Raw genomic sequence first — 22,996 nt, 5'->3', positions numbered from 1 at the left:
TGTTCCCCGACGACGATGACGAGTCCCGACGCGAAGCTCTGGCTGGTCGGGCGGCAACCCTCTCCCGTAGCGGGGTGCCCCAGATGAACATCGGGCCGTGGTGCACACGCTCCGCGGCAAGTACGGCGCCCAGCAGTGCGTCGGACCCGCGAGCAGGTCTCCACGACGCACGGGCGCGGGTCGGCATCGACCCGGGAGGAACACCCATGAGCAAGCGCATCGCCCTCAACGCCTTCGACATGACCTGCGTGGGCCACCAGGCCCCCGGCCTGTGGAAGCACCCCCGGTCCCGGGCGGACGAGTACAACACGATCGAGTACTGGACGGACGTCGCCCAGCTCCTGGAGAAGGGGCTCTTCGACGCGCTCTTCCTCGCGGACGTCGTCGGGTACTACGACGTCTACCAGAACTCCGCGGCCCCGGTGATCAGGGACGCCACGCAGATCCCCGTCAACGACCCCTTCATGCAGATCTCCGCGATGGCGGCCGTGACGAAGCACCTCGGCTTCGGAGTGACCAGCGCGATCACCTACGAGCAGCCGTATCCGCTGGCCCGGAAGTTCGCGACCCTGGACCACCTGACGAAGGGCCGGATGGGCTTCAACGTGGTGACGTCCTACCTGAAGTCCGCCGCGGAGAACCACGGGCTCACGGAGCAGATCTCCCACGACGAGCGCTACGAGATCGCCGAGGAGTTCATGGAGGTCTGCTACAAGCTCTGGGAGGGCTCCTGGGAGGACGGGGCGGTCAAGCGGGACCGGGTCAACGGTATCTTCGCCGACCCGGCGCTCGTCCACCCCATCCAGCACCACGGCAAGTACTTCGACGTCCCGGGGATCGGGCTGACCGAGCCGTCCCCGCAGCGCACGCCGCTGATCTTCCAGGCCGGAGCCTCGTCCCGCGGGCGTGCGTTCGCCGGCCGGCACGCCGAGGCGGTGTTCGTGGGCGGCATCCGCCCGGACCTGACCCGCGTGGTCACCGACAAGCTGCGCGACGAGGCGGAGGCCAACGGCCGGGGCCGGGACGACCTCAAGATCTTCGCCATGCTGCACGTGATCGTCGACGAGACCGACGCGAAGGCCGAGCAGAAGCGCCGCGACTACGAGCGGTACGCGGACACCGACGGCGCGCTGGGCCTCGTGGGCGGCTGGTCCGGGGTGGACCTGGGCCGCTACGACGAGAACGACGTCCTGGAGTACATCAAGACCGAGTCCATCCAGTCCTTCCTCACGCCGTTCACCACCGCGGACCCGCACAAGAAGTGGACGGTCAAGGAGGTCGCCAAGCACATCTCGATGGGCGGCATGGGCGTGCCGATCGTCGGCTCCCCGCAGACCGTGGCCGACGAGCTCGAGCGGTGGATCGACGACGGCGGGCTGGACGGCATCAACCTCGCCTACCACGTGTCCCCGGGCTCGTTCGAGGACTTCGTGGAGTGGGTGGTGCCGGAGCTGCAGAAGCGCGGCCGCTACCGGACCGGGTACGAGGGCACCACGCTGCGCGAGAACCTCTACGGCGCCGGGCAGGCCAAGGTGCTGGGCACCCACCCGGCCGCCGCGTACCGCGGCGCCTACGCGGGCAAGCCCTCCGCCGCGGACACTCCCGCCCGCGAGCTGATCTCCTGACCCCGGGGCGCTGACCCTTCATCCTGGGCCCCGGCCCGGGATCCCCGCCCGGGCCGGGGCCCCCGGCCCGGGGCGCGGAGCGGACGAGGGCCCCCGCACCGAGAACTGCTCCCCGGACGCCGGCTGAGGAATTCAGGTCCGGTGTCCGGGGAGCAGTTCCGTGGAGGCACGAAGTTCGTCGTCCGGGGATCAGCGCGCCGGTGCGGAGCCCCAGCGGAGCAGGGCCGCCACGTCCGTGCCGTTGGGCAGCGCCCCCGGCGGCACGAAGACGGGGCGGCCGTCGGTCAGCACCGCGGCGCGCACCAGCGCGGCGTCGGCGGAGACCCTGCCGAGCACGCGGGCGCCCACGGCCTCCGACTCCTGGACGGCGATCCACGGCTCGGCGTCCAGGGCGATGAGCTCCTGCTCCGTGTCCAGGTGGGTGTCGTCGATGAGCAGCGTCTGCGCCTGCGCCTGCTGCAGGGCCGAGACGACGGGCTCCATCCCCGAGACGGCAGTGGGGTCGGGCCGCCCCTGCTGCTCGGCGAGCCGCTCGAGCAGCTCCTGCTGGCGGTGGGCCACGACCTCCGCCACGCGCTCCTCGACCTGGTGGTCGAAATCGGCGGACTTGCTGCCCTCCGCGCGGGTGTTGGCGTCGACGACGCTCAGCATCGCCCGGCTCGCCTTGGACAGCTGCTCCTCGACCAGCCCCCGGGCCCGCATGTCCCCCGCCAGGACCACGAGCTGCGCCCCGCTCTCGGCGACGACCTTGTCGATCTGCTCGGCCACCTGCTCGGTGTTGCGCCGCCACACGTCCTCGGTGTGCCGCTGCCAGCGTCCCTGCGACCAGCCGCCCCCGGGGAACTTCTTCAGGTGCTCGGTCTCGCCCTCGATCTGCTGCTCGTCCGTGCTCCGGACGCGGCTCGCGTACTGCAGGCGGATCTCGCCGCCGTCGCGCCCCACCTCGGCGACCACGTAGGGGAAGTCGTCCGGGCGGTGCCGGAACAGGGGAGTGAGGTCGGGCACCTCCTCCACCTGGATGACACCGCGGCCGGCCCGGGGGCCGGGGAGGACCTCGTCGATCTCCACGGTGCCGTCGCGCACCAGCAGGTACCGGCAGACCGGGTCCGGCGCGCCCTCGGCCGGCCGCACGGCCGCCTCCACGGCGGCGAGATCGGCCTTGCTCGCGCCCTGGCGCTCCAGCTCTCGGCAGATGTTCTCGGGAAGGACGTCGATGGCGTGCAGCGAGTCGACGGTGCCGGTGCTGATGTCCGTGTAGACGGTGCACCAGGGGCCCTTGCTCTTGAACAGTTCGGCGTAGCGGTGGAATCGGCTCGTCATGATGGACAACTCCTGCTGTTGAGCGGTGCTTCCTGTGGTGCAGACCACGTTATCCGACCGTCAGGGGGCTGGGAACAGAGGACAGGACGAGTAGGGTCGGACGCACACGACCGGTCGCGCGACCGGTGGTCCCGTTGGTCCCACGACGCAGGAGGCATCCATGAGCGACGTACCCGAGTACGACGAGGCCGACCGGCTCGAGCAGTCGATCGACGCCGAGCGGCCGGAGCTGGACGACCAGGACGACGAGGCGCCGGCGCACGAGCCCGACCGCTCCGAGGCGTCCTCCCTCGAGGCGAACCCCGACGACCTCGTGGAGCAGGACCAGGAGGTCGACCTCGAGGAGCCCGAGGAGACCTCCTCGCTCGAGGAGCAGTGAGCCGGGGCCCGCGCGGGGGCGTGCACCCTCGCGCGGGCCTCACACGGCGGACCAGCCGCCGTCCGAGGGCATGACCACGCCGTTGACGTTCGAGGCGTCGTCGCTCGCGAGGAAGACGATCACGGCGGCCACCTGCTCCGCCGTGGCCGTGTAGGGGATGTTCTGCATGAACGCCGCCATCCGGCCGGGGAACAGGTCCGAGCCCATGGGCGCCTCGATCGCCGTGGCCGTGGCCCCGGGGGCGACCGCGTTGGTGCGGATGCCGTCCGCCGCGTGCATCAGGGCCGTGCTCTTCGTCAGCCCGGCCACCGCGTGCTTGGAGGCGGTGTAGGCCGCCCCCGCGGCGGAGCCGCGCAGCGACGCCTCGGACGCCACGTTCACGATCGCTCCTCTGCCGGAGACCCGCAGCAGCGGGATCGCCGCGCGGGTCAGCCGCATCACGGAGCCGACGTTGACGGCGAAGACCCGCTCCCACGTGGCGTCGTCGACCTCGGCCACGGACTCGAAACGGTCCATGATCCCGGCGTTGTTGACCAGGACGTCGAGCCGGCCCTCGGCCGCCGCCAGCACGCGGCCCACCGCCTCCTCGTCCGTGACGTCCGCGACCACGGGGAACAGCGGCAGGCGAGGCTCGTCCGCCACCAGGGCCTCGAGCCGGCGCGCCGACAGGTCGGCGACGACCACGGTGGCCCCCTCGGCGGCCAGCCGCAGCGCGGTGGCGCGCCCGATGCCCGAGCCGGCCCCGGTCACGACGGCGGTCCGGCCGGTGAAGCGGTGTGTGTCCACGGTTCCTCCTGGAGATCCGTCGGGTGCTCCGGCGGCGCCGCGCGAGCCGCGGCGCCGCCCTCCTCATTGTGGTGCGGAACGGTCCCGGAAGAACTTTCCGAAAAAAATGTGACCTGCTGCATCCGCGGAGGGGTCCACGCCGGTAGTACGGGTGCAAGGTCGATTCCGCTTCCGCCAGGGAGCCCGTTCAAGGAGCAGTTACCATGCGCAAGACCCTTTCCGCCGCAGCAGTCCTCGGCCTCGGTGCCGGTGCCCTCAGCATGAGCCCGGCGTTCGCCGCCGAGCACGCGGAGCTGTCCGTGCTCCACGGCGTCCCCGACACCGTCGTGGACGTGTACGTCAACGGCGAGCTGACCCTCGACGACTTCGAGCCGGGCACCCTGGCCGGTCCGCTGGAGCTGCCCGCCGGCAGCTACGACCTGGCCATCACGGCCCCCGACGCCGCCGACGCCTCGGAGCCGATCATCGGCCCCGTGACCGCGGACCTGCAGACCGGCATGAGCTACACGGCCGCGGCCCACCTGGACGCGGAGGGCAGCCCCACGGCCGCCCTGTTCACCAACGACATGTCCGAGATCGAGGCCGGGAAGTCGCACCTCACCGTGCGGCACGTGGCCGCGGCCCCGGCCGTGGACGTCCTCGCGGGCGGCCAGCCGGTCATCACCGGGCTCGAGAACCCGAACGAGGAGACCCTGCCGGTCGACGCGGGCACGGTCTCGGCGTCCGTGGCCGCCGCGGGCACCACCGAGCCGGTCATCGGCCCGGCCGACCTCGAGCTGGCCGAGGGCACCCACAACATCGTGTACGCGTGGGGCTCCCTCGAGGCCGGGAACCTGGCCCTCGCCGTCCAGACCCTGGAGGGCATGGAGCAGGCGCCCGAGGCCGTGCCGGGCGGCCAGTCCGGTCTCGCGGCCCAGGAGCAGCGCACGATGCTGACCGCCGGCCTCGCGGCCGCCGGTGCGCTCGGGCTGATCGGCGCGGCGTACGGCGCCCGCCGGGTGCTCGCGGGCAGCCGCCGGTAGTGAGCGGTCCCGACAGGCTCGGTCCGGGGGCGCGGCAGGCAGCAGCCCACCGCGCCCCCGGGCCGGCAGTTCCCGGCACCCGTCGTCGTCGTCTGGCGGCGGCGGGTGCCGGGGCGGTCGCCTCGGTGTCCCTGCTCGCGGCAGCGGCCGTGTCCGCTCTCCCCGAGAACGGGGGGCCGCCGACCGCGTACTCCCTGGCGGCGGGGCCGTACCCGGGCGAGGACGCGGTGCCGGCGCTCGCCGGCCCCGACCGTCCGGTCCCCGCGGAGGGCGCGGCGCAGTCCACCGCCGCCCCCGCGGAGATCCCCGTGGCCCCCGCCACCCAGGCACCCGCCGAGGAGATCCCCGCCCCGGTGCGCGTGGTCGTGGACGGGTCGCCGATCGACATGCCGGTGGTCCCGGTGGGGGTCGAGGACAACGGGGCCATGACCATTCCGGACAACCACGTGGAGCTGGGCTGGTACCGGCACGGTCCGTCCCCCGGGGCGGACGAGGGCGCCGCGGTCGTCGCCGGCCACGTCGACACCCTCACCGAGGTCACGCCGATGGCCCGGCTCAAGGACGTGCCGGTCGGGGCGGAGGTCCGGGTGGAGCGCGCGGACGGCAGCGTCCAGCGCTACCGCACCGAGTCCGTCCAGCACGTCCACAAGAAGTCCCTCGCGGACGCGGACCTGTTCCGGCGGACCGGGGAGCCGGTGCTCCACCTCGTGACGTGCGGCGGGGAGTGGCTGGAGGAGATCGGGGACTACGAGGACAACGTGGTGCTGCGGGCGGTCCCGGTGCCCTGAGCGACGGAGGAGGCGAGAGGCGCATGACCGCATGGCCGGTGTCCACTAGGCTGGGCACGACGCGGATGCCCGCACCTCGCCCGACCGCTCGCCACCACGACCTCCGGCCCACGAGGAGCCTCCCCACGATGCCGACGCCGCCCCCGGACTGGGGACCCGAGCTCGACACCGCGTTCGCCGCGGGAGACGAGCAGGCGCTGAGTGCCGCGTACCGGCACTGCGCCGGGGTCATCCGGGGACTCGCCGTCCGGGCCCTGCGCGACGACGCGGGCGCCGACGACGTGGTGCAGGAGGTCTTCATCCGGGCGTGGAAGTACCGCTCCGGCTACCGCCCCGAGCACTCCTCGGCCCCCGCCTGGCTCATCGGCATCGCCCGCAACTGCATCGCCGACGCCGCGAGGACGGCCGGCCGCGACGCGGAGCGGCGCCAGGCGGACGCCGTGCGCACCGACCGGGAGCAACAACACGAGGAGTCGGACCTGCTCGTGGACCGGCTCGTGGTGCGCGCGGAGGTCGAGCGGCTGGGGCCTCCCCGGTCGACGATCATGGCGCTGGCCTTCTACGAGGAGCTCACGCACCAGCAGATCGCGCAGCACCTGGACCTGCCCCTCGGCACGGTCAAGAGCCACCTGAGGCGCGGCCTCACGAACCTACGAACACGATTGGGAGACGGTCATGGCACACCTGAGTGAGGAGACGCTGACGCTCCTGGCTCTGGGTGAGGCCCGCGACGCCCAGGACCAGCAGCATGTCGCCTCCTGCCCGGACTGCGCGGCCGAGCTCGCGTCCCTGGAGCGCGTCGTCCGCGCCGGCCGGGCGGAGCCGCCCGTCCTGACGGCTCCCGGCCCCGGGGTCTGGGCCGCCATCCACGCCGAGCTGGGCCTCTCCGCCGGCGTCGCGGCGGATCCGCTCGCCGGGTCCCGGGGCGGGGACGTCCTGGACGTCGCCTCCGAGGACGCGGCGGACGAGGCGTCCGACGACGCCCGCGACGACGCCACGAGCCACCGGACCGGCACGCCCGCCGACGACGGCGCAGGGCACGGCGGGGCGACCGTCGTCGACCTCGACGCCCGCCGGAGCAGGCCCCGGCGCGGGGTGCCGTACCCGCTGGCCGCGGCCGCCGCGGCGGCGGCCCTGTTCGTGGGCGGCATCTCGGTCTGGGGCGCGCAGCGGGTGGGCCTGGAGCCGGATCCCACGGTGCTGGCCACCGCCGAGCTGGAGCCCCTGGCCGGCTACACCGCCCGCGGCTCGGCCGAGGTGGACGAGCGGCCGGACGGGACCCGTCAGCTGGTGGTGCGGACCGATCCGGCGGACGTGAACGGGTTCAAGGAGGTCTGGCTGCTCGCCCCCGATGCGCAGCGGATGGTCAGCCTCGGGGTGATGGCCGGGGACGAGGCCGTGTTCGTGCTGCCCGAGAACCTGGACGTCGGGGAGTTCCCCGTCGTGGACGTCTCGAACGAGCCGATCGACGGCGACCCGACGCACTCGGGGGACTCGATCGTGCGCGGCGTCCTGGACGCCTGAGCACGGGCCGGCCGGATCAGAGCAGGGCCGAGGTCAGCCGGGCCACGTTGTCGGCGTACTTGTGCCACAGCGGCCGGCGGTTCCACTCGTCGAAGTCCAGCAGGGTGCTGGCCTCGTGGAACTCGGCGACCACCGCGTCCATCCGCCGCCGGAACTCCCGGTCCGCGATGTACACCGAGACTTCGAGGTCGAGGGCGAACGAGCGCTCGTCCATGTTGGAGGAGCCGATCACGGAGGCGTAGTCGTCCACGAGCACGAACTTGGCGTGCAGCACGGTGGGGGAGCGGTACCGGTAGATCTTCACGCCGGCCTCCACGAGCTCCTGGTAGTAGGAGTTCTGGGCGTGGTAGGCCAGGAAGTGGTCCGAGGTCTCGCCCACGAACAGCTGCACGTCCACCCCGGACTGGGCCTCGGTGGTCAGCGCGTGCATCAGCGACTCGTCCGGGACGAAGTACGGGCTGGCGATGATGATCTGCTCGTTGGCGTTGTAGATCAGGTGGTTGAACAGGCGGAGGTTGTTCTCCGTCTCGAACCCGGGCCCGGAGGGCACGACCTGCGCGAAGACCGGTCCCTGCACGTCCGGGAGGTCGCGGGTGGCCTCGTCGAGCAGGAGGTCGCCCGTCTCGGAGTACCAGTCGCTCGTGAAGAGGGCGTTGAGCTCGGCGACCACCGGGCCGGTGCACTCGAGCATCAGGTCCTTCCACTGGAGCCCCTTCCGGAGGTTCCGGCGCTTGTTGTAGGAGCGGTGGATGATGTTCTGCGAGCCGGTGAAGGCGAGGGTCCCGTCGACCACGAGGATCTTGCGGTGGTTGCGCAGGTCGGGCCGCTGCCACTCGCCCTTCCACGGGCGCACGGGCAGCATGCGCTGCCACGGCAGCCCGGCCTCGTCGAAGCGCTTGATCATCTGCCGGTACCCGGGGTAGCCCACGGAGCCGAGGTGGTCGATGAGCACCCGCACCCGCACACCCCGCCGGTGGGCCCGCACCAGGGCCTCCAGCAGGGGGCGCGAGGCGTCGTCGATGGCCACGATGTAGAACTCGAAGTGCACGTAGTCCCGGGCCCGGTCCACCGCCTCCGCCATGATCCGCATCGCCTCGTGGTTGTCGGTGAGGATCTCGAAGGAGTTGCCGCCGACCATGGGCAGGGCGCCGAGCTTGTAGTTCAGCGCCGCGGTGGAGCTGACCCACTCGGGCAGCTCCTCGTCCGTGTTGCCCATGATGTGGGAGTCCGGGGTGTTCTCGCGGATGACGTCGTTCATCTTCGCCTGCATGGCCATCCGCTTCTTCGGCAGCTTCGAGGAGCCGATGGCCAGGAACAGCAGGACCCCCACGTACGGCAGCAGGAAGATCGCGAGCAGCCAGGCCAGGGCCACGGAGGGCCGCCGGTTGTGCGGGATCCAGCCCAGGGCCACCACGTTGATGAGCAGGCCGAGCACCAGGACCACGAGCGTCGCGGGCTCCGGGAGGAGGTTCGCGACGCTGTTGAACGGGTACACGGCCGGGGTCACCTCGTCGGTCGGGGGGTCGCCGCCGCGCGCGGCGGCGCGGTCTACGCGGGGCGGGACAGGAAGTAGTCGGTCTCCGGGCCGGGGGTCTCCCGGTGCACGAAGCCCGCGGCGACGAGCACCTGCTCGGCCGGGGCGTTGTCGCCGGGCACGCTGGCGCGCACCCCCGTGACGGAGGGGTCCCCGAAGGCGACGCCGAGCAGCGCGGTGACGCCCTCCTGCGCGTAGCCGAGGTTGCGGTGGTCCGCGGCGAGGGAGCCCACGATCTCGAGCTCGTCGTCGATCGGAGGACCGACGAAGCCGGCCGTGCCGATGACCTCCCCGGTCGACTTCTCCACGACGGCCATCCGCGCGTACACGGACTCCGTGAAGAAGTAGCCCCCGGCCATCAGGGACTCGCGGGCGAAGTCCATGTCCTCGGCGGTCGGGAAGCCGTGGGCGAAGTGGGCCGCCCGCTCGCCGGCGGCCACGGCGTCGAGCTCCTCGGCGGTGAAGGGACGGAGCAGGAGTCGTGCCGTCTCCAGGACGGGTGCGGGGCGCAGGGCCTCGAGGTCCTCAGTCATGCTGGTGCTGCTTTCTGCGTGCGCGGATGGCGCGGGTGCCGGCGGTGGACGGACGGGGTCCGGTGGAGCGGGGTGCCGGGGGCGGCTCCGTGCCGCCCCCGGCGGATCAGCCGAAGTGCTTCGGCAGCGTGCCCTCGTGCGCTGCGCGGAGCTCGTCCAGGCCGATGCCGAACTCGCTCTGCACGTCCAGCGCGCGGTTCTCGGTGTCCACCACGCCGATCCGCGTGTGCGGATAGGCGCGCATGGTGCACATGTCCTTGAACCGTACTTCCTCGCTGCGCGGCACGGCCACCACGGCCCGTCCCTGGGTCTCGGAGAAGAGCATGGTGAACAGGTCCACGCCGTCCCGCTCGCAGACCTCGCCCAGCCCGATGCGCGCGCCGGTGTCGAAGCGCAGCGCCATCTCGGCGAGGGTCGCGGCGAGGCCGCCCTCCGCGACGTCGTGCGCGGCGTCGATCATGCCGTCGCGGGACATGTTGATCAGCAGGTCCCCGAGCAGCTTCTCCTGGGCGAGGTCCACGGCCGGGGGGAGCCCGCCCAGGTGCCCGCGCAGGTTCGCCCACTCGGAGCCGTCGAGCTCGTCCCGGGTGGTCCCGAGCAGGTAGATCGCCTGGCCGTCCTCGCGCCAGCCCGACGGCGTGCGGCGCCGGACGTCGTCGAGCACGCCCAGCATGGCCACCACGGGCGTCGGGTGGATGGCCACGCCGCCGGTCTGGTTGTAGAGGGACACGTTGCCGCCCGTCACGGGCACCCCCAGCTGCTGGCAGCCGTCGGCGAGCCCGCGCACGGCCTCGGCGAACTGCCACATGGTCTCCGGGTCCTCGGGGGAGCCGAAGTTGAGGCAGTCGGAGACGGCCGCGGGCCGGGCGCCGGAGGTCGCCACGTTGCGGTAGGCCTCGGCCAGGGCCAGCTGCGCGCCGGCGTACGGGTCGAGGTAGGCGTAGCGGCCGTTGCAGTCGGTGGACAGGGCCACGCCCAGGCCGGTCTCCTCGTCCACGCGGACCACCCCGGCGTCGTCGGGCATGGCCATCGCGGTGTTGCCCTGCACGTAGCGGTCGTACTGGTCGGTCACCCAGTCCTTGGCGCACAGGTTCGGGGAGGCCATGAGCTCGAGGACGGCGTTGCGCAGCTCCGCCCCGGAGGGCCGCCCGGCGTCGGCCGGGGAGCCGGCGAAGCGGTCGGCCTGGAGCCGGTCCTGGTCCGCGGGACGGTGATAGGGGCGGTCGTAGACGGGGCCCTCGTGGGCGACCGTGCGGGGGTCGACGTCGACGATGACCTCGTCGTCCCACTCGATCACGAGCCGGCCGGTGCCGGTGACCTCGCCGATCCACGAGAACTCGACGTCCCACTTCTCCATCACGGCTTCGAACGCGGCGACCCTCTCGGGGGTCACGACCGCCATCATGCGCTCCTGCGACTCCGACATGAGGATCTCGCCCGGCGTCAGGGTCGGGTCCCGCAGGAGCACCTGGGTGAGGTCCACGTGCATGCCGCCCTCGCCGTTGGAGGCCAGCTCCGAGGTGGCGCACGAGATGCCCGCCGCCCCCAGGTCCTGGATGCCCTCCACGAGGGAGCCCTTGAACAGCTCGAGGCAGCACTCGATGAGCACCTTCTCCGCGAACGGGTCGCCCACCTGCACGGCCGGCCGCTTGGACGGCTTGGCGTCGTCGAAGGACTCCGAGGCGAGCACGGAGGCGCCGCCGATGCCGTCGCCGCCGGTGCGGGCGCCGAACAGCACCACCTTGTTGCCCACGCCGGAGGCGTTGGCCAGGCGGATGTCCTCGTGGCGCATCACGCCCACGGCGAGCGCGTTGACGAGCGGGTTGCCCTGGTAGCAGGAGTCGAAGACGACCTCCCCGCCCACGTTGGGCAGGCCCAGGGAGTTGCCGTAGCCGCCCACGCCCGCCACCACGCCGTGGACCACGCGGGCGGTGTCCGGGTGGTCGATCGCCCCGAAGCGCAGCGGGTCCATGACGGCCACGGGCCGGGCGCCCATCGAGATGATGTCGCGCACGATCCCGCCCACGCCCGTGGCGGCGCCCTGGTAGGGCTCCACGTAGGACGGGTGGTTGTGGGACTCGATCTTGAAGGTCACGGCCCAGCCGTCCCCGAGGTCGGTGACGCCGGCGTTCTCGCCGATGCCGACCAGCAGGTCCTTCTTCATCTCCTCGGTGACCTTCTCGCCGAACTGGCGCAGGTGGACCTTGGAGGACTTGTAGGAGCAGTGCTCGGACCACATGACCGAGTACATCGCCAGCTCCGCGGCGGTGGGCCGGCGGCCGAGGATCTTCTTGATCTCCTCGAACTCGTTGTCCTTGAGGCCCAGCTCGGCCCAGGGCAGCTCGGTGTCGGGGGTGGCCGTCGCGTGCTCGACGGTGTCCAGGTTGAAGTGCTTCTCGCTCATGAAGTGTCCGGTGTCCCTTACTTGACCAGTGCCTTGAGGGCGGAGACGAACAGGCCCAGCCCGTCCGTGCCGTCGCGCATGCCGACCTCGCCGGAGGCCGAGGAGTCCGCGCCGAAGCCCGGCTCCACCGCGTGCTCCGGGTGCGGCATGAGGCCCACCACGTTGCCGCGCCCGTTGCAGATCCCGGCGATGTCCCGGCGGGAGCCGTTGGGGTTGTCCCCGACGTAGCGGAACACCACGCGGCCCTCGGCCTCGAGGGCGTCGAGGGTCGTCTCGTCCGCCACGTACTGTCCGTCCTGGTTCTTGAGCGGGACCACGATCTCCTGGCCCGGCCGGAACTCGGTGGTCCACACGGTCGCGTTGTTCTCCACGCGCAGGCGCTGGTCCCGGCAGAGGAACTTCAGGCCCTCGTTCTTGATCATCGACCCGGGCAGCAGGTGGGACTCGGTGAGCATCTGGAAGCCGTTGCAGATCCCGAGGACCGGCAGGGGGACGGACCCGGAGGTGCCCGCGGCGTTCGCGCCCTCGATGATCCGGTCCATGAGCGGGGCGAACCGGGCGATGGCCCCGGCGCGCAGGTAGTCGCCGTAGGAGAAGCCGCCGGGCAGGATCACGGCGTCGACGTCCTGCAGGTCCTCGTCGGCGTACCAGAGGGACACCGGGGTGCCGCCGGCCAGGGTCACGGCGCGCGCCGCGTCGCGGTCGTCGAGGGTGCCGGGAAAGGTCACCACGCCGACGCGGGCGCCGGCGAGCGCGGCGTCCGGCGCGGGGCCGGAGAGGTCCGCGATCAGGGGGGTCTCGAGGTCGGGCATGCTCAGGCCTCCTCGGTCTCGTCCAGGACGGCCACGCGCACGACGTCCTCGATGACGGGGTTGGAGAGCAGCTTCTCGGCGGCCTCGCGGGCCTGGGCCAGTGCGTCCTCGGTGACCTCGCCGTCGACGGTCAGCTCGAAGCGCTTGCCCTGCCGGACACCGGCGAAGCCGTCCAGGCCGATGCGGGGCAGTTCGTTGGCGATCGCCTTGCCCTGCGGGTCAAGGATCTCGGGCTTGGGCATGACGTCGACAACAATGCGGGCCATCGGGGAACTCCTGAGGGTCGAGCAGCGGGCCGGGATCCGGCGAACGTCAGCCATTCTATCGGTTCGGGCACGCCGGTCCCGCCGCGCCGGGGTGGGCGGCCCCCGGTGTGGTAGGGGTCACCGCCGCCCGTCCGCGGCGGCCCGGGGCGAGGAGGAGAGCCCCGGCGGCGGTCTCCCGGAAATCTCCAAGGCGGGTCCGGTAGACCCTGGTGCCATGAGCACCGCACCGGGGGCCGCAGCGGCCGGCGCCGACGACGCACGGCTGGTGCCGGTCTACCGCCGGGTCCTGACGCTGCTGGGGATCGGCACGGTCCTCGGTGCGCTGACCGAGCTGGCGATGCTGCGGCACTGGCAGGGGCCCGCGCAGCTGGTCCCGTGGGCGGTCCTGGCCGTGCTGCTGCTCGGGGCCGCGGCGTGGCTGGTGCGGCGCAGCGCCGGGACGGCCCGCACCGTGCGGATCGCCGCGGTCCTCTCCGTGCTCGGCAGCGCCTACGGCGTCTACGAGCACGTCCTGGCGAACCTGCGGGCCGGGCCGGAGGATCCGCGGTACGCCGGGGTCTGGGAGTCGATGTCGGGCGCCGCCCAGCTGTGGGCGGCGACCAGCGGGGCGGTCGGGCCGTCCCCCGTGCTCGTGCCCGGGACGATGGGCCTGGCCGGGGTGCTGCTCTGGCTGGCCGTCCTCCGCTGGCGGGACGGGGCCGGCTGAGCCCGGCCCGTCCCGGTGGCGTCGGGGCCGAGAGGGGGCGCGACAGAACCGGCGTGGCCGCCTAAAGTGAACAGCGTGCTGATCATCGGAGGTGTCCGGTGGGCGGTGCGCGCACCGTCCGGACGCCCCAGACCACGGAAGGACCACGCCATGAGCCAGCCAGAACAGCAGCAGGAGGTCCCCGGCGTCCAGGCCGCGATGACCCCCGTCCCGGACTGCGGCGAGCACAGCTACCGTGGCTCCGGCAAGCTCGAGGGCAGGGCCGCGATCGTGACCGGCGGGGACAGCGGCATCGGCCGCGCCGCCGCGATCGCCTACGCCCGGGAGGGCGCCGACGTCCTGATCGCCTACCTCGAGGAGGACGACGACGCGCAGGACACCGCCCGCTGGATCGAGGAGGCCGGTCGCCGGGCCGTCCTGGTCCGCGGCGACCTCTCGGACCCGGCCCACTGCCGGGCCGTCGTCGAGAAGGCCGTGCAGGAGTTCGGCCGGATCGACGTGCTCGTCTCCAACGCCGCCTACCAGATGAGCCACGACAGCCTCGACGAGATCAGCGACGAGGAGTGGGACTACACGTTCCGGCTCAACGTCGGCGCCATGTTCCACCTCACCAAGGCCGCGGTGCCGCACATGGCCCCGGGGTCGGCGATCATCGGCAGCTCCTCGGTGCAGTCCGACCAGCCGTCCCCGCAGCTGGCGCCCTATGCCGCCACGAAGGCCGCGGTCGCGAACTTCTCCGCCGGGCTCGCGCAGATGCTGGGGGAGAAGGGCATCCGGGTCAACAGCGTGGCGCCGGGACCCATCTGGACGCCGCTGATCCCGTCCACCATGCCCGCGGAGAAGGTGGGGTCCTTCGGCGACGACGTCCCGCTGGGCCGCGCCGGTCAGCCGGCCGAGCTCGCGCCCGTCTACGTGCTGCTGGCCTCCGACGACGGCAGCTACATCTCCGGCTCGCGGGTCGCCGTCACCGGCGGCAAGCCGATCCTGTGACCCCGGTGCCCGGGGCGGCCGGAGGACCGCCCCGGGCGCTGCTCGCAGGGCCCGGTCAGTGCTTGCCGAACGAGATGAGCTCCACGAGCTCGCCCACACGGTCCTCGGGCATGCTCCTGGCGATGTCGGCCTGGCTGACCATCCCGACGAGGTCGTGCCCGTCGATCACGGGCAGGCGGCGCACCTGGTGGTCGGTCATCGTCCGGACGGCCTCCTCCACGCTGTCGTCCGCGCCGACGGTGACGGGCTTGCCCTCGGCGAGCTGGCCCGCCTTGACCTGCCGGGGGTCGGTGCCGATCGCCAGGCACCGCACCACGATGTCGCGGTCGGTGAGCACGCCCATCAGTCGCTCGTGCTCCCCGCAGATCGGCAGGGCGCCCACGTCGAGGTCCTTCATCTTCCGGGCCGCGTCCTCGAGCGTCTCGTTCTCGCCGACGCACTCCGCGCCCGGGGTCATGATCTCTCGCACCGTGGTCATCTCGGTCCTCCTGTCCGCCGGAGGTGGTCCGTCAGTTCACTGATCGTTCCGGTCCCTCCAGGGTAGGAGCCGCACCGCCCGTTGTCTGCCCCACCGGGAGCTCGTGACCCCGGCACCCGGAGCGCGTGCCGCGGTCCGGAGCGCGGTGCTGGGACAATGGGCCCATGACTCAGCACCCTCCGACCACCACCCCCGGGCTCAGCGGCCGGGAGGCCGAGCGCCTGGCGGAAGCCCTCGAGTCCCGGGACGTGACGGTCTTCGTGGACGGCACCTCCCTGCGCCTGCCGGAGGGGGCGCGCGACGCCGTCGTGGACCTCCTGGCCCGGCTGACCCGCGGGGAGGCCGTCACCGTCACGTCCGCCGCGGTGACCTCCGCCGCCGGGCCGCCGAGCGGCGCCGAGGAGCTGCTGACCACCTCGCAGGCGGCCGCGCTCGCCGGGATCTCGGCCACCTATCTGCGCAACCTCACCTCCGAGGGCGTCCTGCCGGTGCAGTACCGGGGCAGCCACCGCCGGATCCGGCGCGCGGACGTCCAGGCGTGGCTCGCGCGCCAGGGCGAGGACTCCGCCCGCTCCCCGGAGGACCTGCTCACCACCTCGCAGGCGGCCGCGCTCGCCGGGATCTCGGCCACCCATCTGCGCAATCTCACCACGGAGGGTGTCCTGCCGGTGCAGTACCGGGGCAGCCACCGCCGGATCCGGCGCGCGGACGTCGAGGTCTGGCGCGCGGGGCGGCGGCGCGACGACGACGGTGCCGCCGCGGCCGACTGAGCCGCGATCAGTCGAAGCGGGCCACGACCCAGCCGTCGACCACGTCGACCGCCGCCGCCGGGAGGTCCTTGGCGGGATCCGGTGGTGCCTCCCGGCCGGCGGCGAGGGCCAGCCGGGACCCCACGAAGCGCCCGTCCGGGGCGAACACCCAGAAGTGGTTGGGGCACTCGAACGTCCCGGCGCGCCCGGCGGGCTCCCGGCACACGGTGGCCTGTTGGTGCGGGCACGTGTTGCGCAGTACGTGCAGGACGCCCCCGGCGTCACGGGTGACGAGCACCTGCCCCGTGCTGGAGGGCACCGTCACGAAGTCGAGCGGCGCCGGCACGGCGGCGGCCGCCACGATCCGCTCCCAGCCCCCCGCGGGCTCCCCGGGGGCGCTCACGCCGCGGCGCCCTCGGTGGCGCGGGCCGGGTCGAGGACCTCGAGCGCCGCGCCGAGCCGCCGGCGCAGCGGCTCCGCGCGGCGGGCGAACTCCCGCTGCCGGCGCACGTACTCGGCCTTGCCCTCCGGGGTCTCGATCCGCACGGGCTCGTAGCCCCAGCCGGCGAGGTCGTAGGGCGCGGCCGCCATGTCCGTGGCCCGGACGTCCCACGCGAGCTCGAAGCAGTCCATCAGCAGCTCGGACGGGATCGCCGGGACCAGCTTGTACGCCCACTTGTAGAGGTCCATGGTGGCGTGCAGGCAGCCCGGCTGCTCCATCCGGCGCTGGGACTCCCGGGTGGGCCGCAGCTCGTTGAGCGGCACGGCCTGGGGCTGGAAGAACCGGAATGCGTCGAAGTGGGTGCACCGGATCCTGGCGGACTCCACCACGGCGTCCGTGCCCGCGGCCCCGAGCCGCAGCTCCAGCTGCTCGTGCCGGATGTCGTTGTCCTCCGACCGGTACGCCATCGCCCACTCGTGGAGGCCGAAGCAGCCGAAGAAGCCCGGGTTGACCGCGTGGGCGCCCAGCACCGACCGGGCGAAGTCGACCGCGGGGGCCCGCCGGTCGCGGAAGGCGTCGTCGTCGACGGCCACGGCCCCGTCCCGGGGGGAGAGCCCCCGGTCCGCGAGCTCGGGGCCGGTGAGCGGCCGGTAGAACTTCTCCCCGGCCCGCTCGGCGGCGTCCAGCAGCACGGTGCCCGCCCCGGGGTGCCAGCGCTTCAGCTGCGCGGGCTTGAGCGTGTAGTAGGTGAACAGGAAGTCCTCGACCGGGTGCTTCTGCCCGCGGTGGCGGCGGGCCACGAAGGGGTCGGCGTAGCGCGCCGCGCGCCGCTCGTGGGCGTGCGCCCGCGGCTCCCACTCCTCGCGGGGCAGGACGACGACGGGGCGGGTCACGGGACCCGCCCCGTCGTCGGGCCGGTGGAGCGGGGCACGCGGATCAGCGACCGGTTCCTGCGTAGACCGTGGCCTCCTCGTCGGTGTCCAGGTCGAAGGCGCTGTGCACCACGCGCACGGCCTCGTCGAGCCGGTCGGCGGCCGTGACCACCGAGATCCGCACCTCGGAGGTGGAGATCATGTCGATGTTGATGTCCGCGGACGCGAGCGCCTCGAAGAACGTGAACGTCACCCCCGGGTTCGACTTCATGCCGGCGCCCACGAGCGACAGCTTGCCGACCTGGTCGTCGTACTCCAGGCCCGCGTAGCCGATCTTCTCCTCGGCGGCGCGCAGCAGGCTCATGGCGAGGTCGCCCTGGGACTCGTCCACCGTGAAGGAGAGGTCCGTCAGGGGGTTGTCGCCGGTGGAGATGTTCTGCACGATCATGTCCACGTTGACCTTGGCCTCGGCGAGCAGCCGGAAGATGCGGGCGGCGATGCCCGGCTTGTCCGGCACCCCGACGACGGTGACCTTCGCCTGGCTGCGGTCGTGGGCGATACCGGCGATGAGCGGCTGTTCCAACGGGATCTCCTTCGGGGAGGTGGCGGCGTCTTCGGGGCCCGGGATGACCCAGGTGCCCTCGTTCTGGGTGAAGGACGAACGGACGTGCAGCTTCACGCCGAAGCGGCGGGCGTACTCGACGCAGCGCAGGTGCAGGATCTTCGCGCCGTTGGCGGCGAGCTCGAGCATCTCCTCGCTGCTGACCACGTCCAGCTTGCGCGCCCGGGGCGCGATGCGCGGGTCGGCGGTGAACACGCCGTCGACGTCGGAGTAGATCTCGCAGACGTCGGCGTCGAGGGCGGCGGCCAGCGCCACGGCGGTGGTGTCCGAGCCGCCGCGGCCCAGGGTGGTGATGTCCTTGGTCGAGCGGTGCACGCCCTGGAACCCGGCGATGATCGCGATGTTGCCCTGGTCGAGGGACTCGCGCACCCGCTGCGGGTTCACCTCCACGAGCAGGGCCGCGCCGTGGGCGCCGTCCGTGACCATCCCGGCCTGGGAACCGGTGAAGGACTGGGCGGGAGCGCCCATCCCGGAGACCGCCATGGCCAGCAGCGCCATCGAGATGCGCTCGCCGGCGGTGAGCAGCATGTCGAGCTCACGGGCCGGGGGCTTGCGGGTGACCTCGTGGGCGAGGTCGAGGAGCTCGTCCGTGGTGTCGCCCATCGCGGAGACGACGACGACGACGTCGTGGCCCCGGTTGCGCGTCTCCACGATCCGCCGTGCAACGCGGCGGATGCCGTCGGCGTCCGCGACGGAGGATCCACCGAACTTCTGCACGATCAGGCTCATGGGTTCAACTCCTGTGGTCGAGGGTGGCCGGGCACCGGCGGTCGGCCCCGGTCCGTGCGCCCGCTCCCCGCGGCAGGGCACCAGGACATCGTAGCGCGGCGGGTCAGGCGACGACCGTCCGGCCCTCGAACGCCCGGCCCAGGGTCACCTCGTCGGCGTACTCGAGGTCGCCGCCCACGGGCAGCCCGGAGGCCAGGCGGGTCACGCGGATCCCCAGGGTCTTCAGCATGCGGGAGAGGTAGGTGGCGGTCGCCTCGCCCTCCAGGTTCGGGTCGGTCGCGAGCACGACCTCCTGCACGGTGTCGCCGGAGAGCCGGGTCATGAGCTCCCGGATGCGCAGCTGGTCCGGGCCGATGCCCTGGATGGGGCTGATGGCCCCGCCCAGGACGTGGTAGCGCCCGCGGAAGCTGCGGGTGCGCTCGATGGCCATGACGTCCTTGGACTCCTCGACCACGCAGATCACGCTGTCGTCCCGGCGGGCGTCACGGCAGATGGCGCACTCGTCGAGCTCGGAGACGTTGCCGCAGATCCGGCAGAACTTCACCTTGTCCTTGACCGCCGTCATGGCGTCGGCCAGCCGGCGGACCTCCTCCTTGTCGGCGTCGAGGAGGTGGAACGCGATCCGCTGCGCGGACTTCGGTCCGACGCCGGGCAGCCGGCCCAGCTCGTCGATCAGTTCCTGAACGGCGCCTTCGTACACGTTTCCCTCGATTTCCGGGCCGGTGCGCGGCCCTCCTGCTCGTCCTCGGCCACGGCGTCACCGGGGTGCCGGTGCGTGGGCGCCCCGGCTCGCTCCCCAGCTCACTCCCCGGCGTGGAGGTCCCGCTCCTCGATCAGCATGCCCCCGAGGATCCGCTCGATCGCGGCGCGGCCGTAGAGGGTGGAGTCCTCGAGCGCCTCGTCGTCCGAGCTGGGCACGAAGGAGTCGTCCCATTCTACGCCGCCGTCCGGCGGCGCCGCGGCGGCCCCGGGTGCCTGCCGTCCGGCGGCGATGGCGGCGGCGTGGCGCTCCCGGAAGCTCAGCCGCGCGCTCCGGTCGGCGCCGTCCGGAGCGGGCGCCGGGGGAGCCTGCCGCGGGGCGGCAGGAGCGGCGGCCGGGGCCGCAGCCGGTGCCGGAGCCGGGACCGGGGGCGTGGCGCCCGGTGGGTTCCGGGGCTCGTCGGGCTGCGCCGTCGGGCGGGCGGCGGGAGCTGCGGCGGTGCTCCCGGACGCGTTCCCGGGTCCGTTCCCGGACCGGCCACCGGGGCCGCGTCCGGCGTCCGGGCTCCGCGGTGCGGGGGCCGCGGGCCGCCACTGCTCGGGGGGCGCCGCGTCCGGGTCGTCGGGATAGGGGGGCTCGTCGGGGTAGGGAGGCTCCTCCGGATGGGGCGGTTCCTCCGGCGGCGGGACGTCGTCGTCGGACGGGGGGACGTCCCGGTCCCGGGCCCCCGGGGTCCCGGTCCGGACCGTAGGGTCCGCACGGTCGGCGGTCCGGGCCGGGCTCCCGGCCGACTCGGGGCCGGGAGCCCGGCCCGGCACCGGCTGCGGTCCGGCCTGCCGCGCCGGCCGGCCGGCCGGCTGCTCCGGTGCCTGCTCCGGGGACCGGTCGGCGGGCTGCGCCGGCGCGCGGGAGGCGGGGCCGGCAGGGTCCTCGGGCGCGGCACCCCCCTGAGGAATGGCGGCCACGGACCAGCTGTGCACGGGCTCCTGCGCCCAGGCGGGGTCGGTCCACTCCGGGGGAGCGTCCGTGGCGGGCACCCCGTGCGCGTCCCACGGGTCCTGCCCGCCGCCGGCCCCGTCCCGGGGCGCTGCGTCCGCGGCCGGTTCCGGCGCGGTCGCGGACGCGCCGGCCGGTGGCGTGCCCGGTGCCCGGAACGGAACCGGCCGCTCCGCCCGGCCGCGCGGGCTCTCGGGCCGGTCCTGGTCACGCGGGCCCTCCGGTCGGTCCTGGCCGTGCTGGCCCTCGGGCCGGTCCTGGCCGTGCGGACGGCCCGGCCGGTCCTGCCCGGCGGGACGCCCTTCCGGGCCGCCCGGGATCCCGGGCCCGGCCGCGCGCTGCTCCGGGTGCGGTCCCCCGGCTCGGGGCTCGTCCCGGTGCCCGGACGGGCGCGTCGACGGCTCGGGGCCGCGCGGCGTTCCCCCGCCGCCGCCCCGGCCGTGCCCGCCGCCGCCCGGGGGAACGGCCTCCGCGCGGCAGTCGATGCCGAGGATCTGCTGCACCGCCTGGCGCAGGTCGTCCTCGAACCGGGGGAAGTTCATGAGGTCGCCCTCGGCGTCGAACATGATGCGCAGCACCTTGCCGTCGAAGGACTGCGGCGTCCCCCGCTGGACCGTGAACCAGGCGACCCGGCGGATGTCGGCGAGCGCGTTGACGATCTCCGGCCAGGAGGCACGCAGCAGGTCGATTTCGTTGCCGCCGGGCTCGCCCGCCCGGGGCGTGTCCTGGCCGGACGGCTGCTCGGCGGCCGGGGGCCGCTGCCGTTCGGCGGGCTGGTCCCGTCCGGCGGACGGATCCTGCTCCCCGGGCCGGTCCTGCCCGTAGCCCTCCCCGGCGGACGGGCGGTCGCCGGGCGCCCGGGCCGGCCCGGTGCCCGGCGCGGCCGTCTCCCGCGGGTCGGTCTCCCGTGGGGGCGTCTGCTGCGCCTCCGCGCCGGGCGCGGCCGGGCCCGGCCGCTGCGGTGCGGGAGCGGCCGCGGGCCCGGGGCCCGGGTCGGTCCGGTCCTCGGTCGGGGCGGCAGGAGCGGTCGCCGCCGCAGGGGCCTCGGGGGACTGGGCCGGACCGGCGGCCTCCTCCTGGCCGGCGGCCGCAGCGGAGCCGCGGCCGATGCTCAGGCGCCGCTCCAACCGGTCCACGCGGGCTGTGACCCCGCGCGTGGTGTCCTCCGAGGAGGGCAGGAGGATGCGCGCGCACAGCAGCTCGAGGTGCAGCTGGGGCGAGGTGGCCCCGGTCATCTCGGTGAGGGCCGTGTTCGTGATGTCCGCGGCGCGGGAGAGCTCCGCCGCCCCGAGCTGGGACGCCTGGTTGCGCAGCCGGGCGATCTGGTCCTGGGGCATGCCGTGCAGGATGTTGCCCGCCGACTCGGGGACCGCGTTGACGATGATCAGGTCCCGGAACCGCTCGAGGAGGTCCTCCACGAAGCGGCGCGGGTCCTGACCCGTCTGGACCACGCGGTCCACCGCGCGGAAGACCGTGGCGCCGTCCCCGGACGCGAAGGCGTCGACCACGTCGTCGAGCAGGGCGCCGTGCGTGTAGCCCAGCAGGGCCACGGCGAGGTCGTAGCCGATGCCGCGCTCGTCGGAGCCGGCCATCAGCTGGTCGAGCACGGAGAGGGTGTCGCGGACGGAGCCGGCGCCGGCGCGGACCACCAGGGAGAGCACGCCCGGGGCCACCTGCACGTGCTCCTCCGCGCAGAGCTGCTCGAGGTAGTGCATGAGCGGCTCGGTGGGGACCAGGCGGAAGGGGTAGTGGTGGGTGCGGGACCGGATGGTCGTGAGCACCTTGCTCGGCTCGGTGGTCGCGAAGATGAACTTGATGTGCTCCGGCGGCTCCTCCACGATCTTGAGCAGGGCGTTGAAGCCCTCGCGCGTGACCATGTGCGCCTCGTCGATGATGAAGATCTTGTACCGGTCCCGGACGGGGGCGAACGTGGCGCGCTCGCGCAGGTCGCGGGCGTGGTCCACGCCGCCGTGACTGGCCGCGTCCATCTCGATCACGTCGAGGGACCCGGCGCCGTCCCGGGCCAGGTCGCGGCAGCTGTCGCAGCGGCCGCAGGGGGTCGCGGTGGGGCCCTCCGCGCAGTTGAGGCAGCGGGCCAGGATGCGGGCGGAGGTGGTCTTGCCGCAGCCGCGCGGGCCGGAGAAGAGGTAGGCGTGGCTGACCCTGTCCTTGCGCAGCGCCGTCATCAGCGGCTCGGTCACGTGCTCCTGGCCGATGACGTCCTCGAAGGTCTCCGGGCGGTAGCGGCGGTACAGGGCGGTAGTCACAGATGACACCTTAGCGACGGAATCCGACAGGCGGGCCGGGCGGATCGGCGCTGGGGACGCGGGCCGCCGCGGGGACGAGAAGACCCCTCGCGCACCCGCCAGAGCCCATTTACCCTTGCTACCTTCCGGTCCTGGGGGAGTTCAACAGGATGACGCCACGCGAGGGGCTGTCAGAGAGTCTAGCGGATGCGGCGGGGCGGGTCGAAACCCGGCGGGCGGATCCGCGGATTCGGCATTGCCCGGAGCTTCGGTTATGCTGGACCTCGCATGTTCCGGTGCCGTCAGGCCGCCGTGACGTGCATGCCTGGAGGATTCGCCTAGCGGCCTATGGCGCACGCCTGGAACGCGTGTTGGGTTCACGCCCTCGGGGGTTCAAATCCCCCATCCTCCGCACTTGCAGAAAGAGCCCCGCACCGGGAGATCCTCCCGGTGCGGGGCTCTTTCTCGTGCGC

Annotated in this window: 22 protein-coding genes, 1 tRNA gene, 1 other RNA gene and 1 riboswitch; of the genes, 10 read left to right on the top strand and 14 right to left on the bottom strand. The window is 73.4% G+C overall.

All coding sequences use genetic code 11. The features are described from left to right. Positions 1-14 precede the first annotated feature (14 nt). Positions 15-129: riboswitch (SAM riboswitch) on the top strand. A gap of 77 nt (positions 130-206) precedes the next feature. Further along, on the top strand, positions 207-1,625 hold the full coding sequence (locus tag ACPYN7_RS03525; RefSeq protein ID WP_058873855.1) for an LLM class flavin-dependent oxidoreductase: 1,419 nt from the start codon (positions 207-209) through the stop codon (positions 1,623-1,625). Between the two features lie 189 nt (positions 1,626-1,814). Here the strand turns inward: ACPYN7_RS03525 and ACPYN7_RS03520 are convergent, their stop codons facing one another. After that, positions 1,815-2,945 carry a Vms1/Ankzf1 family peptidyl-tRNA hydrolase gene (locus ACPYN7_RS03520; protein ID WP_058873856.1) on the bottom strand — a complete coding sequence of 377 codons (1,131 nt, stop codon included), beginning with the start codon at positions 2,943-2,945 and terminating at the stop codon, positions 1,815-1,817. 160 nt (positions 2,946-3,105) lie between these two features. Here ACPYN7_RS03520 and ACPYN7_RS03515 point away from each other — a divergent pair, with 160 nt between their 5' ends. Next, positions 3,106-3,324 (top strand): hypothetical protein, encoded by a 219-nt coding sequence (locus ACPYN7_RS03515; protein ID WP_058873857.1) that lies wholly within the window; start codon positions 3,106-3,108, stop codon positions 3,322-3,324. A gap of 39 nt (positions 3,325-3,363) precedes the next feature. Here ACPYN7_RS03515 and ACPYN7_RS03510 read toward each other — a convergent pair whose 3' ends face one another. Further along, on the bottom strand, positions 3,364-4,110 hold the full coding sequence (locus tag ACPYN7_RS03510) for an SDR family NAD(P)-dependent oxidoreductase (RefSeq protein ID WP_058873858.1): 747 nt from the start codon (positions 4,108-4,110) through the stop codon (positions 3,364-3,366). Between the two features lie 203 nt (positions 4,111-4,313). Between ACPYN7_RS03510 and ACPYN7_RS03505 the strand changes: the two genes are divergently transcribed. The 4 genes from ACPYN7_RS03505 to ACPYN7_RS03490 all read left to right on the top strand — a co-directional run bounded on the left by ACPYN7_RS03505 (position 4,314) and on the right by ACPYN7_RS03490 (position 7,444). Next, complete coding sequence (locus tag ACPYN7_RS03505; RefSeq protein WP_058873859.1) at positions 4,314-5,132, top strand: DUF4397 domain-containing protein; 819 nt, start codon at positions 4,314-4,316, stop codon at positions 5,130-5,132. 149 nt (positions 5,133-5,281) lie between these two features. Further along, on the top strand, positions 5,282-5,920 hold the full coding sequence (locus tag ACPYN7_RS03500) for a class F sortase (RefSeq protein WP_157571345.1): 639 nt from the start codon (positions 5,282-5,284) through the stop codon (positions 5,918-5,920). Positions 5,921-6,048: 128 nt separating this feature from the next. Then, on the top strand, positions 6,049-6,612 hold the full coding sequence (locus tag ACPYN7_RS03495) for an RNA polymerase sigma factor (RefSeq protein ID WP_424346699.1): 564 nt from the start codon (positions 6,049-6,051) through the stop codon (positions 6,610-6,612). Next, positions 6,596-7,444: an anti-sigma factor domain-containing protein gene (locus tag ACPYN7_RS03490; protein WP_424346698.1), complete on the top strand. Its 849-nt coding sequence runs from the start codon at positions 6,596-6,598 to the stop codon at positions 7,442-7,444. Before ACPYN7_RS03495 ends, ACPYN7_RS03490 begins: the two co-directional genes overlap by 17 nt. 16 nt (positions 7,445-7,460) lie before the next feature. Here the strand turns inward: ACPYN7_RS03490 and cls are convergent, their stop codons facing one another. The 5 genes from cls to purS all read right to left on the bottom strand — a co-directional run bounded on the left by cls (position 7,461) and on the right by purS (position 12,993). After that, positions 7,461-8,939: a cardiolipin synthase gene (gene cls, locus ACPYN7_RS03485; protein WP_231738328.1), complete on the bottom strand. Its 1,479-nt coding sequence runs from the start codon at positions 8,937-8,939 to the stop codon at positions 7,461-7,463. A gap of 53 nt (positions 8,940-8,992) precedes the next feature. After that, on the bottom strand, positions 8,993-9,511 hold the full coding sequence (locus ACPYN7_RS03480; protein ID WP_058873864.1) for a GNAT family N-acetyltransferase: 519 nt from the start codon (positions 9,509-9,511) through the stop codon (positions 8,993-8,995). Between the two features lie 106 nt (positions 9,512-9,617). After that, positions 9,618-11,915, bottom strand: coding sequence for a phosphoribosylformylglycinamidine synthase subunit PurL (gene purL, locus ACPYN7_RS03475; RefSeq protein ID WP_058873865.1), 2,298 nt, complete (start codon positions 11,913-11,915; stop codon positions 9,618-9,620). A 17-nt stretch (positions 11,916-11,932) separates the two neighbouring features. Then, positions 11,933-12,727 carry a phosphoribosylformylglycinamidine synthase subunit PurQ gene (gene purQ, locus ACPYN7_RS03470; RefSeq protein WP_424346697.1) on the bottom strand — a complete coding sequence of 265 codons (795 nt, stop codon included), beginning with the start codon at positions 12,725-12,727 and terminating at the stop codon, positions 11,933-11,935. 2 nt (positions 12,728-12,729) lie between these two features. Next, entirely contained in the window at positions 12,730-12,993 is a 264-nt protein-coding gene (gene purS, locus ACPYN7_RS03465; RefSeq protein ID WP_058873867.1) for a phosphoribosylformylglycinamidine synthase subunit PurS, read from the bottom strand. Between the two features lie 214 nt (positions 12,994-13,207). Between purS and ACPYN7_RS03460 the strand changes: the two genes are divergently transcribed. Beyond that, a complete protein-coding gene (locus tag ACPYN7_RS03460) occupies positions 13,208-13,699 on the top strand; it encodes a hypothetical protein (RefSeq protein ID WP_424346696.1) in 492 nt (163 codons plus the stop codon). A gap of 150 nt (positions 13,700-13,849) precedes the next feature. Then, positions 13,850-14,689 carry an SDR family oxidoreductase gene (locus ACPYN7_RS03455; protein WP_424346695.1) on the top strand — a complete coding sequence of 280 codons (840 nt, stop codon included), beginning with the start codon at positions 13,850-13,852 and terminating at the stop codon, positions 14,687-14,689. Between the two features lie 55 nt (positions 14,690-14,744). Here ACPYN7_RS03455 and ACPYN7_RS03450 read toward each other — a convergent pair whose 3' ends face one another. After that, positions 14,745-15,167 carry a CBS domain-containing protein gene (locus ACPYN7_RS03450; RefSeq protein WP_424346694.1) on the bottom strand — a complete coding sequence of 141 codons (423 nt, stop codon included), beginning with the start codon at positions 15,165-15,167 and terminating at the stop codon, positions 14,745-14,747. Between the two features lie 164 nt (positions 15,168-15,331). On the opposite strand from ACPYN7_RS03450, the gene ACPYN7_RS03445 reads away from it, so the two are divergent. Next, on the top strand, positions 15,332-15,937 hold the full coding sequence (locus ACPYN7_RS03445) for a helix-turn-helix domain-containing protein (protein ID WP_197412669.1): 606 nt from the start codon (positions 15,332-15,334) through the stop codon (positions 15,935-15,937). 7 nt (positions 15,938-15,944) lie between these two features. Here the strand turns inward: ACPYN7_RS03445 and ACPYN7_RS03440 are convergent, their stop codons facing one another. The 6 genes from ACPYN7_RS03440 to ffs all read right to left on the bottom strand — a co-directional run bounded on the left by ACPYN7_RS03440 (position 15,945) and on the right by ffs (position 22,716). Continuing rightward, positions 15,945-16,319, bottom strand: coding sequence for a Rieske 2Fe-2S domain-containing protein (locus ACPYN7_RS03440; protein WP_058873871.1), 375 nt, complete (start codon positions 16,317-16,319; stop codon positions 15,945-15,947). Further along, positions 16,316-17,251, bottom strand: a complete 936-nt coding sequence (locus ACPYN7_RS03435) for a hypothetical protein (protein ID WP_058873872.1) — start codon at positions 17,249-17,251, stop codon at positions 16,316-16,318. Before ACPYN7_RS03435 ends, ACPYN7_RS03440 begins: the two co-directional genes overlap by 4 nt. Positions 17,252-17,294: 43 nt before the next feature. Further along, on the bottom strand, positions 17,295-18,581 hold the full coding sequence (locus ACPYN7_RS03430) for an aspartate kinase (protein ID WP_058873873.1): 1,287 nt from the start codon (positions 18,579-18,581) through the stop codon (positions 17,295-17,297). 103 nt (positions 18,582-18,684) lie between these two features. After that, a complete protein-coding gene (gene recR / locus ACPYN7_RS03425; protein WP_058873874.1) occupies positions 18,685-19,281 on the bottom strand; it encodes a recombination mediator RecR in 597 nt (198 codons plus the stop codon). Positions 19,282-19,382: 101 nt separating this feature from the next. Then, positions 19,383-22,544 carry a DNA polymerase III subunit gamma and tau gene (locus tag ACPYN7_RS03420; protein WP_424346693.1) on the bottom strand — a complete coding sequence of 1,054 codons (3,162 nt, stop codon included), beginning with the start codon at positions 22,542-22,544 and terminating at the stop codon, positions 19,383-19,385. Positions 22,545-22,619: 75 nt separating this feature from the next. Then, positions 22,620-22,716, bottom strand: an RNA gene (ffs, locus tag ACPYN7_RS03415) — signal recognition particle sRNA small type. Positions 22,717-22,850: 134 nt separating this feature from the next. Here ffs and ACPYN7_RS03410 point away from each other — a divergent pair. After that, positions 22,851-22,935: transfer RNA gene (locus ACPYN7_RS03410), tRNA-Ser, on the top strand. The last annotated feature ends 61 nt before the right edge of the window (positions 22,936-22,996 follow it).

The organism is Kocuria sp. CH-021, assembly GCF_049716185.1.
GTDB lineage: Bacteria > Actinomycetota > Actinomycetes > Actinomycetales > Micrococcaceae > Kocuria > Kocuria cellulosilytica.
This window is presented reverse-complemented; position numbering and strand designations above follow the sequence as displayed.

Coding starts and splice junctions, on each gene's coding strand:
- ACPYN7_RS03525 (WP_058873855.1), top strand. CDS start 207: ATGAGCAAGCGCATCGCCCTCAACGCCTTCGACATGACCTGCGTGGGC.
- ACPYN7_RS03520 (WP_058873856.1), bottom strand. CDS start 2,945: ATGACGAGCCGATTCCACCGCTACGCCGAACTGTTCAAGAGCAAGGGC.
- ACPYN7_RS03515 (WP_058873857.1), top strand. CDS start 3,106: ATGAGCGACGTACCCGAGTACGACGAGGCCGACCGGCTCGAGCAGTCG.
- ACPYN7_RS03505 (WP_058873859.1), top strand. CDS start 4,314: ATGCGCAAGACCCTTTCCGCCGCAGCAGTCCTCGGCCTCGGTGCCGGT.
- ACPYN7_RS03495 (WP_424346699.1), top strand. CDS start 6,049: ATGCCGACGCCGCCCCCGGACTGGGGACCCGAGCTCGACACCGCGTTC.
- ACPYN7_RS03490 (WP_424346698.1), top strand. CDS start 6,596: ATGGCACACCTGAGTGAGGAGACGCTGACGCTCCTGGCTCTGGGTGAG.
- ACPYN7_RS03480 (WP_058873864.1), bottom strand. CDS start 9,511: ATGACTGAGGACCTCGAGGCCCTGCGCCCCGCACCCGTCCTGGAGACG.
- purL (WP_058873865.1), bottom strand. CDS start 11,915: ATGAGCGAGAAGCACTTCAACCTGGACACCGTCGAGCACGCGACGGCC.
- purQ (WP_424346697.1), bottom strand. CDS start 12,727: ATGCCCGACCTCGAGACCCCCCTGATCGCGGACCTCTCCGGCCCCGCG.
- purS (WP_058873867.1), bottom strand. CDS start 12,993: ATGGCCCGCATTGTTGTCGACGTCATGCCCAAGCCCGAGATCCTTGAC.
- ACPYN7_RS03460 (WP_424346696.1), top strand. CDS start 13,208: ATGAGCACCGCACCGGGGGCCGCAGCGGCCGGCGCCGACGACGCACGG.
- ACPYN7_RS03455 (WP_424346695.1), top strand. CDS start 13,850: ATGAGCCAGCCAGAACAGCAGCAGGAGGTCCCCGGCGTCCAGGCCGCG.
- ACPYN7_RS03450 (WP_424346694.1), bottom strand. CDS start 15,167: ATGACCACGGTGCGAGAGATCATGACCCCGGGCGCGGAGTGCGTCGGC.
- ACPYN7_RS03445 (WP_197412669.1), top strand. CDS start 15,332: ATGACTCAGCACCCTCCGACCACCACCCCCGGGCTCAGCGGCCGGGAG.
- ACPYN7_RS03430 (WP_058873873.1), bottom strand. CDS start 18,581: ATGAGCCTGATCGTGCAGAAGTTCGGTGGATCCTCCGTCGCGGACGCC.